Raw genomic sequence first — 12,116 nt, 5'->3', positions numbered from 1 at the left:
TTAATGCATAAAGCTGTTTTCGTAGTGCGGGTAACCTGATGGGTTACCCGCATTTTTTTATGCATTAAATAATATTTAATCATATTTATTGCATATAAATTCATTGAGTGGCATTGTACATCCATGCCGCAGACACGGCGCATAATGACAAGATTGACAGACGGGAGCATTACAATGAAAAAGTTAGTTCTGGCCGCATTCCTCGCAACCTTCGCCGCTGGCGCATCCGCCGCCGATAAAATCAATTTCGGCGTTTCTGCCACCTATCCGCCGTTTGAATCGCTGGATGCCGGCAACCAGATCGTCGGCTTCGACATCGACCTGGCGAAAGCGCTGTGCAAGCAGATGCAGGCCGACTGCACCTTTACTAACCACGCATTTGACAGCCTGATCCCGTCCCTGAAATTTAAAAAGTACGACGCGGTGATCTCCGGCATGGACATCACGCCAGAGCGCAGCAAGCAGGTCGCGTTCACCGACCCGTACTACGCGAACTCTGCGGTGGTGATTGCGAAGAAAGGGGCTTATAAATCTTTCGACGAGCTGAAAGGCAAACGCATCGGCATGGAGAACGGCACCACGCACCAGAAATACCTCCAGGACAAGCATCCTGAAGTGAAAACCGTGGCCTACGACAGCTACCAGAACGCCATTATCGACCTGAAAAATGGCCGTATTGATGGCGTATTTGGCGACACCGCGGTCGTGAATGAGTGGCTGAAAACCAACCCGCAGCTGGGTACAGCGACGGAGAAAGTGACCGATCCGCAGTATTTCGGCACTGGCCTCGGTATTGCCGTGCGTCCGGATAACAAGGCTCTGCTTGAGAAACTGAACGGCGCGCTGAAAGCGATCAAAGCTGACGGCACATACCAGAAAATCAGCGAGCAGTGGTTCCCGCAATAACCTTTTTTGCCGGGTGACCTGGCCTACGGGGGTGGTCTGTAGGCCGGGTAAGGCGAAGCCGCCACCCGGCAATTTCTTAAAGCGGCACAAAGAACCTGAACCGTGCCCCGCTCACGGACTCCATCAGCCTGATCCCCCCGCCGTGCAGCTCCAGCATTCTTTTCACGATTAACAGCCCTAACCCGCCCCGGTGCTCCCGCGAGGCCTGTGGATTTAACGCTGACGGACGCTGGAACAGATCGTCCCGTAATGCGGCATCAACACCCGTTCCGCTGTCGGCCACTTCAACCTGTAACCGGTCGTTCTCCTGCCACACCGCCAGACGAATGTCTCCACCTGCTGGGGTATGGCGTATCGCATTATCCAGCAGATTCGTCACCACCCGTTCAATCATGGAAACATCGGCCAACACCTGCGGCAGCGGACCCGGGACGTCAATGTGCAGATTTAACTCACGCGTGCGGGCAGCGAGTTCAAACTTTTGCGCCACGTCGGAAATCAGTTCAGCCATGGCAAAACGCTCGCGCTGGGGCTTGATGCCGCCGTGCTCAAGACGCGCCAGCTCGAACAGCTGCTGCGACAGATGGCGTACCTTTTGCCCCTGACGCAGCGCGGTAGCGAGGTACTGCTGATGCTCCTGCGGCGACAGCGTTGCGGATTTCAGCGACAGCGTTTCCAGATAACCCAGCAGCGACGTCAGCGGGGTGCGTAAGTCGTGCGAAATGTTGGCGATAAACTCCCGGCGCTGGCGGTCGCTGTCGGCCAGCCGATCCCACTGAGAGGTGATTTTGCGCGCCAGCTCGATAAAGGTATTGCGCAGGATCGCCACTTCATCCTGGCCGGCAGGCTCAAGCGGCTGGGCCGCCAGCTGCTTAATCGCGCTGATGCTGTCCTGCTCCAGCCCGGCCACGTCCAGCGTGAGCTCTTTAACCGGGCGCGTCACCCAGTACCAGAGCAGCAACCCCGCCAGCAGACCAAACAGCGCCACCAGCAGCATCGACCACAGCGCCGTACTCCAGAGCGCTTTGTGCCAGGCCATCTCCGCCAGCGCGTTGGACTCCTCCCCCTGCAAAATAATGTACAGATACCCCTTCAGCTCACCGTCCTGCCGCAGCGGGGTGGCGCTGAAGACTTTCTTATTCTGGCTTCGGGGATCGTCGCCAAACACCGGCATCACCGTCCCGCTGAGGAAATTCTGTATCGGCACGAGGTCAATTTTTTGCCGCTGAATGTGCCCTGGCGGGGCGGCATCGGCCAGGATATCGCCATCTGGCGAGACAACATACAGCTCGACGCTCGGATTAAAGGTCATCAGCCGGTCGAACAGCGGTTTTAAGGCGCTGCGATCCACCCTGCCCTGCGCATCCACAATCGCTTCCCGCTGCACAATCTGCTGCGCCAGCCCGCCGGAGAGCCGCTGCACCATCGCATTGCCGTACTGCATGCTACTGTAGAGCTGCACCGCACAGGCGACGGTGGCGCAGAGCAGCAGTAACGCCGTAAACAGCAGCGTCAGGCGCTGGCTCAGGCTAAAGCGACGCATCATGATTCTGCTCCGCAAATTTGTAGCCTTTGCCCCAGACGGTGCGAACGATCTCCGGCTCGGCGGCATCTTTCTCTATTTTAATGCGCAGGCGGTTAATGTGGGTATTGACGGTGTGTTCGTAGCCTTCGTGCTGATACCCCCATACCTGCTCCAGCAGTGCCAGCCGCGAAAAGACCTCTCCGGGATGGCGGGCAAAGAAATAGAGCAGTTCAAATTCGCGCGGGGTGAGATCGACGTGTTGGCCGTTAAGGCGCACGGTGCGCGCCAGCGGATCGATATTCAGTCCGTGCGCCTGAATAATGCCGTCCGTCTGCGCCTGGCCCATCGCCTGCTGACGGCGAAACAGCGCCTTAATGCGGGCAATCAGCTCCTGCACCGAGAAAGGTTTTGCCAGATAATCATCCGCCCCGGTTTCCAGGCCGGTAATACGGTCAGTTTCACTGCTGCGGGCGCTAATGATGATAATGGGCAGGTAGCGGGTCATCTGGCGGATACGGCGGCAAATCTCCAGACCATCGACATTCGGCAGCATCAGATCGAGGATCACCGCGTCCCACGGCTGTGTTTCAAGACGCTGTAAGGCGTTGCCCCCGTCGGGCTCGTGGGTAATGGCATAGCCTTCATCTTCCAGGTTAAGACGCAGGAGTGCCGCGATATCGTGGTCATCTTCTACCAGCAGGATCTGCTTCATGGGTAAGCCTTCAATCATTTGTTATGACGTAAGCTTACCTGATTTCGAGCGGGGGAAGAGTTCACATTTTGTTGAACATTGTGCGGGGTTTATGCCGGGTGACGGCTTCGCCTTACCCGGCCTGCGCTTTGGTTAACAACGTGAGCTGACAGGCTATTTTGCCGACCAGTTGAAAGCGCCACGCTGGCTTAAAACAGAGACGGGAGTCGCATTACTGGGTTGAGCAAACAAAGCCGGGTGGCGGCTACGCCTTACCCGGCCTACTCCGGATCGTAGGCCCGGTAAGCGCAGCGCCACCGGGCGATGTTGAGGATTAGCGCGTTTTCACCAACAACGTCAGCACTTCATAATGGGCGGTATGCGGGAACATATCGAAAAGCTGCACGCGTTCAATGCGGTAGCCCGGTAGATGAGCGATATCCTTCGCCATGGTCTGCGCGTTACAGCTGGAGTAGACAATGTACTCCGGCGCCATCTGGCTCAGGTAGTCGCAGAGCGCCTGGCCGATACCCCGGCGCGGCGGGTTCACCAGCACCAGCTCCGGCACGTTGCCCTGTCCGGTGGCGAACCGGGTCGAGTCCAGCGCCTGGAAGTGCAGATTCGTCAGCCCCAGCTCTGCGGCGGACTGCTTCGCGCAGGCAATCGCTTCGGCGGAGATCTCAATTCCGGTGAGCTGCATGTCTGGCGTGGCACAGTGCAGGCCAAAGCCGCCGACGCCGCAGAACAGATCCCACATGTGATGAACCTGTAACGCACGCACCCAGTCGCGCGCGGTGGCATACAGCGCGCTGGCGACGGTGGGGTTAGTCTGAAAGAAGCTTTGCGGACGGATCCACAGCGGCACGCCGTTAAAACGCTCCGCCAGCGCATGCTGTTCGGTGAAGAAAATCTCTTTCTCCCCTTCCATGATCGCCATATGCACCGGCTGAATATTCGCGGTGATAACCTTGAGCTGCGGAAGCTGTTCCTGCAACTCCGGAAGCGCCGCGCGCAGCTGCTCCAGCTTGTTTTCCGAACGCAGCACAAAGCGCAGCATCATCCCGCCGTCGATCTGGCTTTCGGTCAGCAAAAGGTATTTCAGCTCGCCTCGCCTGCGGGCAACGTTATAGGGCGTTAACCCCGCCCGGGCGATAAACGGCTTCAGCGCGCTAAACACCGGCTCAAACGAGGCGGGATACAGCGGGCAGTCGGTTAAATCTTCCGGGGTGCCGTCGCGGTGCAGCATCCCCAGCAGCGGCTTTTCAACGCTGCCGCTGACCACCATTTTGGCTTTATTGCGAAAGCCCTGTTCCGGGCCACTGACGGGTGCGCACCACTCGCCCACCGCATGTGCTGTCAGCAGCTGTTGCAGGTCGGCCATTTTGGCGGTGAGTTGTTGAGAGACCGGCTGTTCTATCCACTGACAGGAGCGGCAGCGTCCGGCGTCATAGAGTGCGCACTGCATATGAAAACCTTAAGAAACACGAGGGCTGCGATTATACACATTATTGCAGGCGGAAGAACCGCCGACTGGAAGCCGGGAGATAAAGCAGGCAGAGCACCAGCATATCCGGCAGTTTTTGCATCACCAGTGAATGGAAAATCTCGCGTCGCGACTCACCGGGTATGCTGAACAGCTCCGGATAGCCATAGCCCAGCGAGGCGGCCCACAGGTAGCCTGCGGCGGTGATCTGCGTAAGCAGATACACCCAGCGCGCCCAGTTACGTCCTTTCACCAGCGAGAACGCACAGTAGATCTCAATAAACACCAGCATCAGGCTGCTGAGAAACACCAGCGTCAGATTCCACGTCTGCGCGCTGCGGTGAATAAATTCCCCCATTCCGCGCGGACCCAGCGTGTTCATTATCATCAGCACATCCAGGCAGCGGATCATAATAATGGCGAGCGCCGCCACCTGCACCAGTGCAGGGACGTTCGGACGAGCGTGCGAATGACGTGTTTTTTGTAAGAATCCCACTGTTTTTACTTCCCTGAAAAACAGTGCCACGTCATACGCGGCACATCACTGGAAATAGTAATTCCTTCAGCCGCGTCTTGCACGCTGGATATCGCGCACACGCTGTTTTTCCGCGCGCGCCATCAAATACCAGGCGATAAATCCGACAATTCCGACCACGCCAAGGATGATGGACGCCAGGGCGTTGATCTCCGGATTCACCCCCATCCGCACGCTGGAGAAGACCAGCATCGGCAGCGTCGTCGCGCCCGGTCCCGACACAAAGCTGGCGATAACCAGATCGTCGAGCGAGAGCGTGAACGCCAGCAGCCAGCCGGAGATCACCGCCGGCATAATCATCGGCAGCGTGATGATGAAAAAGACCTTCAGCGGCGTTGCGCCGAGATCCATCGCCGCCTCTTCAATGGAGCGATCCAGCTCGCGCAGCCGCGAGGAGATCACCACCGCCACATACGCCGTACAGAAGGTGACATGTGCCAGCCAGATGGTGAGCATCCCGCGATCCGCTGGCCAGCCGATGGCGTGCGCCAGCGCGACAAACAGCAGCAGTAGCGACAGGCCGGTGATGACGTCCGGCATAACCAGCGGGGCGGTGATCATAAACGCGAAACCATTGGCCCCGCGGAAACGGCCAAAGCGCACCATCACCAGCGCGGCGATAGTGCCCAGCACGCAGGCCATCGTCGCCGCCAGCGCCGCAATGGTCAGGCTCAGCCCCACCGCGCTCATCATCGCATCATCGTGGAACAGCTCGCTGTACCAGCGCGTGGACCAGCCCGCCCAGACGGTGACCAGCTTAGAGCTGTTGAACGAGTAGATCACCAGCATCAGCATTGGCGCATACAGGAAGGTAAAGCCGATAATCAGGATCGCAATTCGCCACGGGGAGCGTACTACCGGTAAGTTGTTCATCCGTGGTCTCCCATCTGTTTCTGCTGATGTTTGTGGAACCACATGATCGGCACGATCAGCAGCAGTAACATGACGATCGCCACCGCCGAGGCCACCGGCCAGTCGCGGTTATTGAAGAACTCCTGCCACAGCACGCGGCCAATCATGATGCTGTCCGGGCCGCCGAGCAGCTCCGGGATCACAAACTCCCCGACCGCCGGGATAAACACCAGCATCGATCCGGCGATGATCCCGCCTTTGGTGAGCGGCACAATGACGCTGAAGAAAGTCTTCAACGGGCGTGCGCCGAGATCCAGCGAGGCTTCCACCAGCGAGTAATCGATTCGCGTCAGCGCCGTATAGATTGGCAGCACCATAAACGGCAGATAGGCATAGACAATCCCGATATACACCGCAAGGTTGGTGTGCAGGATCGTCAGCGGCTGGTCGATGACCCCAAGCCACAGCAGGAAGTTATTCAGTATGCCGTTATTCTTCAGGATCCCCATCCACGCGTACACGCGGATCAGGAACGACGTCCACGACGGTAAAATGACCAACAGCAGTAAAATATTTCGCGTCGACGGCTTGCTGTGCGCCACTGCCCACGCCAGCGGGTAGCCCATCAACAAGCAGCAAATCGTAGAAATAGCCGCAACCTGTAACGACTGCAAATAGGCTTCGAAATAGAGCGGATCGTCGGTCAGTTGCAGGAAATTACCGAGGTTTAAGGTCAGCGTCAGCTGCCCGTCGGCCCACTCCCACAGATCGGTATACGGTGGGATCGCCCGCGCCATCTCCGCCAGGCTGATCTTAAAGACGATCAGGAACGGCAGCAGAAACAGCAGGATCAGCCAGATATAGGGCATGGCGATGACCAGCTTGCGGCCATGCGCCATCTGCATGCGCGCCAGCCAGAGCGCGAAACCGCCCGGTTTTTTGACGCGGGCTGGTGGTTCAAATGTGCTCATGGCCGCTCCTTATACCGTCAGGACTACGCAACTGTCCGCATCCCAGCAGAGGCTCACTTCGTCGCCCCAGGTTGGCTGTCCCTTGCGATAACGATGTTCGTTCTGTAACTGGGCGCTGAGCATCTGGCCGCTTTTCAGGCGCACATGGTAAATCGACAGATCGCCGAGATAGGCAATGTGTACCACTTCGCCCACGGCAAAGTTATAGCCATCGGCGGGCGGCTCATCGCAAAGCATGATTTTTTCCGGGCGCAGGGCAACGTAAACCGGCACGTTGTCCACCACGGAGTTATCAGAATCAACCTTCAGCGGGTGCACCAGCCCCGGCGATTCAATCACCAGACCGTCGTCCTGGCGTTCCTTCAGTAGCCCTTCGAAGACGTTCACCGAGCCGATGAACTCCGCGCTGTAGCGGGTTGTCGGGTGTTCGTAGATCTCTTCCGGCTCGCCGATCTGCACGAACTTACCGCGATTCATGATCGCAATGCGCCCGGCCATGGTCATCGCCTCTTCCTGGTCATGAGTCACCATCACGCAGGTCACCCCCACGCGCTCGAGGATATCCACCACTTCCAGCTGCATCCGGTCGCGCAGCTTTTTATCCAGCGCGCCCATCGGCTCGTCGAGCAGTAATAATTTTGGACGCTTCGCCAGACTTCTTGCCAGCGCCACGCGCTGACGCTGGCCGCCGGAAAGCTGATGCGGCTTACGCTTCGCAAACTCCTGCATATGCACCAGGCTCAGCATCTCTGCCACGCGCGCGGTGATTTCGGCTTTCGGCAGTTTGTCCTGCTTCAGGCCGAAGGCGATGTTCTGCTCAACGGTCATGTGCGGGAACAGGGCATAGGACTGGAACATCATGTTTATGGGCCGCTGGTACGGCGGCACGCTGGAGAGGTCTACCCCATCCAGCACGATCTGCCCGGCGGTAGGCTGTTCAAAGCCTGCCAGCATACGCAGCAGTGTGGATTTGCCGCAGCCCGATGCACCGAGCAAAGCAAAAATTTCACCTTTGTAGATCGTCAGGCTGACATCGTCCACGGCATGCTGGCCGTCGAAGGATTTGGTGAGGTTACGAATTTCAAGAAGCGGGGTCAGCGCTTTACGGACTTTCGCCTGCGGGCGGGGGATCGCGTCATTCACGGGGTGCTCTCCGGCATAGATCAACACTGGTGCAAACGCACCGTCAGGGTGCGCATCGCCGGGCGGCGCTAACGCTTGCCCGGCCTACGGGATCTGTCGGCCCGGTAAGCGACAGCGCCACCGGGCAACGATATCAAACGCCGTTACTTACCGCTTTTCACCTTGGTCCACGCGCGGGTACGCACACGGTCAATTTTCGGTTCCTGCACTTTCAGGGTGAAGAGCTTGGCAAACACATCGGCTGGCGGATAGATCGCCGGATTATTGCGGATTTCTTCGCTCACCAGCGGCACGGAGGCCTTGTTACCGTTGGCGTAGTAGACATGGTCGCTGATGTGGGCAATCACCTCCGGACGCATCAGGTAGTTGAGGAACTGATACGCTTCCTCTTTATTTTTCGCATCAGCCGGCATCGCGAAGACGTCGAAGAACGCCAGCGCCCCCTCCTTCGGAATGAAGTAGGAAACATTCACACCGTTTTTGGCCTCTTTCGCGCGGTTCGCCGCCTGCCAGACATCGCCCGCCCAGCCGATGGCCACGCAGATATCCCCGTTAGCCAGGTCGTTGATGTACTGAGAGGAGTGGAAGTAGCGAATATTCGGACGCAGCTTCAGGAGCAGGTCGGTCGCCGGACCGGTGTAGTCGTCGGCCTTGCTGCTGTTTGGATCTTTGCCGAGATAGTTAAGCACGGTGGCGAAAATCTCTTCCGGCGCATCGAGGAAAGAGACGCCGCAGCTTTTCAGCTTCTCGAGGTTTTCCGGCTTCAGCACCACGTCCCAGCTGTCCAGCTTGACGTCCGGGCCCAGCGCCGCTTTGACTTTATCCACGTTATAGCCAATACCGGTGGTCGCCCACAGGTAAGGCATCGCGTATTTATTCTCCGGATCGTGCTTCGCCACCAGCTTCAGCACGTCCGGATCGAGGTTTTTCCAGTTTGGTAATTTGCTCTTGTCCAGCGGCTGGAAGACACCGGCGGTCAGCTGACGCTCCAGGAAGCTTGCCGACGGCACCACCAGATCGAAACCGGTGCTGCCCGCCATCAGTTTGCCTTCCAGCACTTCGTTGGAATCGAATACGTCGTAGACAACCTTAATGCCGGTCTCTTTTTCAAAATTCGCGACGGTGTCCGGCGCAATATAGTCAGACCAGTTATAGACGTGCAGCGTTTTTTGTTCCGCAGCGAGCGTGCCGGCAGAGACGGCCATCAGAGCACCCGCAACCAGACCCGATAACCATTTTTTATTCAAGGCGATCATATTGTTATTCCTTCTGAAAGTTCGTTAACAAACGAACCAAATCTGTGCAGCCTGAAGATATGCAATAATCATGCATAGTTTGTCGCTCTGCCCGAAATAAAATACCCCCCTCATTCCGGCAGGTTCCGCTCGCTTTTTTAAGCACCGCAAGAATAACTGTAGCCCGTGTCTCCGGCTATAGCCCAGACGAAAAAACGCCTTTTATCAATTTTTTATGCAGATTATGTCTACGTGATAAGCCGAAACGGCCGCAGAGGAGGTGAAAAACTCTTTAAAGAAAGGTTAAAAGCAGCAGAAAAAACGGTGTTATGCAGCCGCTCTGGCAGCGACTGCGCAAAAGTCAGACAGGCTTAGTGGAGAAAATTGGGAGATGCATCATTATTCTCGGCGTCATCTTCCGCGCTATACAGCAGGTGATGTGCGTTGGCTTCCATCATTACCATGGAAATTTGCTCTTCGCTCAGGCGCATAAACCAGGCGAACTGCTTGAAGGAGAGCCCCGCGCCGGAGAATAAAGACTGGCAAACCACCAGCTTTGGCAGATTATCATCCTGTATGTCGAGAAACGCTTTCACCGTCAAAGAACTGGCGTTGATCGCTGACAGATCAGACGCCAGCGCCAGCAGCGCAGAAGGCTTTACTTCAGCCAGCGCCGAGAACAGGATCACGTCGTTAATCAGATCGATTTTGGCATCGAAAATGCCATCGAAATTTTGCATGTGAGGCAGATGCAGCGCCTGGCAGGAGTCGCATTCGAAGAAAGTAATACCGGCATCATCGAGCCATTGACGTAACGTATCCAGTGTAGGTACGACCTGTAAATCCATCGCTGTGCAGCCTCTTAAATAAAAACGTTGTCCAGATTACGCAAAAAGTGCGCGCCGATCCATTTAACCGCCCGTTTTCAGGCAAAATCCCGGCGTCGCATGGCGTTCAATCCATGCGATCATTTTACCTGCAATATCGACGCCTGTGGTTTTTTCCACCCCTTCCAGCCCCGGCGAGGCGTTGACTTCCATCACCAGCGGCCCGCGCCCGGCACGCAGCAGATCGACCCCCGCCACGTCCAGGCCCAGCGTCTGCGCTGCTTTCACCGCAATCTCGCGCTCGCGCTCGCTAATAAGGGCCACCCGCGCGATACCGCCGCGGTGCAGGTTAGAGCGGAAGTCGCCCTCTTTTGCCTGCCGCTCTATGGCGGCCACCACCTCATCGCCCACCACAAAGCAGCGGATGTCGCACCCGTTGGCCTCTTTAATATACTCCTGCACCAGAATATGGGCATTCAGACCGCGAAACGCGTCGATCACGCTTTCCGCCGCCTGACGCGTCTCCGCCAGTACCACCCCAATACCCTGCGTACCTTCCACCAGCTTAATAACCAGCGGCGCACCGCCCACCATGTCGATTAAATCGCTGGTGTCGTCCGGGGAGTGGGCAATCCCGGTGACGGGCAGATCGATCCCCTGGCGCGCCAGCAGTTGCAGCGAGCGCAGCTTATCGCGGGCGCGGGAGATCGCCACGGACTCGTTGAGCGGATAGCTTCCCAGCATTTCAAACTGGCGCAGCGCAGCCGTACCGTAATAGGTGATCTGGGAGCCAATGCGGGGGATCACCGCATCAAAATGCGGGAGTTTGCGGCCTTTGTAATGAATCGACGATGCCGCAGGGTCGATGTTCATATAGCAGGACATCGGATCGAGGATCTCAATCTGATGTCCGCGTTTCGCCGCCGCTTCTCGCAGGCGTTTACATGAATAGAGCGTTCCATCCCGGGACAATATGGCAATTTTCACCCTGCACCTCTCTAAAGACATGGTAAAAGCCTGCCTATCATACACGAGGCGCAGGAGGAATGGACTACCGCGTTGCCCAGCCCTGTTTGTGCAGATAATCAAGAATGAACGGGCGGTTCTCCTTGATGATGGTGCGACGAATATGGTCGCTCCAGGTGTCGCGGCGGTTGTTGCTGTCGCGCGTCAGATAGTAGTTCGCCAGTTCTTCATCGTATTGATGCAGAACGTCCTGATCGACCGGCTGGTAGTGATTTTCATGCACCAGCATCGCAGCAGGAATGCGCGGCTTCAGATCCGGGTTATCCGCCGGCCAGCCGAGGCACAGACCAAACAGCGGCAGCACGTGTTTCGGCAGCTTCAGCAGTTCCGTCACGCTTTCGATGTTGTTACGCAGCCCGCCAATATAGACGCCGCCAAGCCCCAGCGATTCCGCCGCCGTGAACGCGTTTTGCGCCATCAGCGCCGTATCCACCACGCCCAGCAGCAGCTGTTCCGCCAGCCCCAGCTCGGCCTCGGGGCAGATTTGCAGATGACGGTTAAAATCGGCGCAGAACACCCAGAACTCAGCCGCCTGGGCAACGTGCTTTTGTCCGCCCGTCAGCGTTACCAGCTGCTCACGCATCGCCGGATCGGTGATGCGGATAATGGAGCTGCACTGCAAAAAGCTGGAGCTGGAGGTGCCTCTTGCGCTGTCGATGATCGCTTCCCGCTGCGCCTGGGTAATCGGCTCATCGGTGAAATGGCGAATGGAACGGTGGGAACGAAGCAGGTCAATGGTTGGCGTCATTTTGTCTCTCTTTGTGTTGCGTAAAACGTATGGCAGCCAGTATAGGCAATGATCCACCTGATGTAATTGGCGAAACATAGCCTGACTGTATCAAAGTGACAGGTGAAACCTTCTTTCCATGACGGCAGGTTATCGTGCACTATAGGCGCCATTCGCCGTCAGGCTTGTTTTTTG

12 protein-coding genes are annotated in these 12,116 nt (G+C 57.2%); 1 reads left to right on the top strand and 11 read right to left on the bottom strand.

Annotation, left to right across the window (positions count from 1 at the left end):
• The first annotated feature begins 174 nt into the window (after positions 1-174).
• Positions 175-906 (top strand): arginine ABC transporter substrate-binding protein ArtJ, encoded by a 732-nt coding sequence (gene artJ, locus AC4OVU_RS07700; RefSeq protein ID WP_047637463.1) that lies wholly within the window; start codon positions 175-177, stop codon positions 904-906.
• Positions 907-982: 76 nt separating this feature from the next.
• On the opposite strand, the gene AC4OVU_RS07695 is transcribed toward artJ, so the two are convergent.
• From AC4OVU_RS07695 to nfsA, 11 genes are all read right to left on the bottom strand, one after another.
• Positions 983-2,452: a sensor histidine kinase gene (locus AC4OVU_RS07695; RefSeq protein ID WP_045341375.1), complete on the bottom strand. Its 1,470-nt coding sequence runs from the start codon at positions 2,450-2,452 to the stop codon at positions 983-985.
• Positions 2,436-3,143, bottom strand: coding sequence for a response regulator transcription factor (locus AC4OVU_RS07690; RefSeq protein ID WP_110292394.1), 708 nt, complete (start codon positions 3,141-3,143; stop codon positions 2,436-2,438). Before AC4OVU_RS07690 ends, AC4OVU_RS07695 begins: the two co-directional genes overlap by 17 nt.
• A gap of 313 nt (positions 3,144-3,456) precedes the next feature.
• Positions 3,457-4,587: a 23S rRNA (uracil(747)-C(5))-methyltransferase RlmC gene (rlmC, locus tag AC4OVU_RS07685; protein ID WP_129541525.1), complete on the bottom strand. Its 1,131-nt coding sequence runs from the start codon at positions 4,585-4,587 to the stop codon at positions 3,457-3,459.
• A 40-nt stretch (positions 4,588-4,627) separates the two neighbouring features.
• Positions 4,628-5,125, bottom strand: coding sequence for a YbjO family protein (locus tag AC4OVU_RS07680; protein ID WP_110292412.1), 498 nt, complete (start codon positions 5,123-5,125; stop codon positions 4,628-4,630).
• Between the two features lie 42 nt (positions 5,126-5,167).
• A complete protein-coding gene (gene potI, locus AC4OVU_RS07675) occupies positions 5,168-6,013 on the bottom strand; it encodes a putrescine ABC transporter permease PotI (RefSeq protein ID WP_003858378.1) in 846 nt (281 codons plus the stop codon).
• Positions 6,010-6,963: a putrescine ABC transporter permease PotH gene (gene potH, locus AC4OVU_RS07670; protein WP_045142264.1), complete on the bottom strand. Its 954-nt coding sequence runs from the start codon at positions 6,961-6,963 to the stop codon at positions 6,010-6,012. The genes potI and potH overlap by 4 nt, the downstream gene beginning before the upstream one ends.
• A 9-nt stretch (positions 6,964-6,972) precedes the next feature.
• Positions 6,973-8,106 carry a putrescine ABC transporter ATP-binding subunit PotG gene (gene potG, locus AC4OVU_RS07665; RefSeq protein ID WP_017693732.1) on the bottom strand — a complete coding sequence of 378 codons (1,134 nt, stop codon included), beginning with the start codon at positions 8,104-8,106 and terminating at the stop codon, positions 6,973-6,975.
• A 143-nt stretch (positions 8,107-8,249) separates the two neighbouring features.
• Positions 8,250-9,362 (bottom strand): spermidine/putrescine ABC transporter substrate-binding protein PotF, encoded by a 1,113-nt coding sequence (gene potF / locus AC4OVU_RS07660; RefSeq protein WP_015571013.1) that lies wholly within the window; start codon positions 9,360-9,362, stop codon positions 8,250-8,252.
• Between the two features lie 350 nt (positions 9,363-9,712).
• Entirely contained in the window at positions 9,713-10,189 is a 477-nt protein-coding gene (locus AC4OVU_RS07655; RefSeq protein ID WP_003858385.1) for a YbjN domain-containing protein, read from the bottom strand.
• Positions 10,190-10,252: 63 nt separating this feature from the next.
• On the bottom strand, positions 10,253-11,155 hold the full coding sequence (gene rimK / locus AC4OVU_RS07650) for a 30S ribosomal protein S6--L-glutamate ligase (protein ID WP_017693733.1): 903 nt from the start codon (positions 11,153-11,155) through the stop codon (positions 10,253-10,255).
• A 64-nt stretch (positions 11,156-11,219) separates the two neighbouring features.
• Entirely contained in the window at positions 11,220-11,942 is a 723-nt protein-coding gene (gene nfsA, locus AC4OVU_RS07645) for a nitroreductase NfsA (RefSeq protein ID WP_015571015.1), read from the bottom strand.
• Positions 11,943-12,116: the final 174 nt, after the last annotated feature.

This window comes from Enterobacter sp. 6722112, from assembly GCF_058661685.1.
Note: the sequence above shows the minus strand (reverse complement) of the source record. Positions and strands in the feature narration are given on the sequence as shown.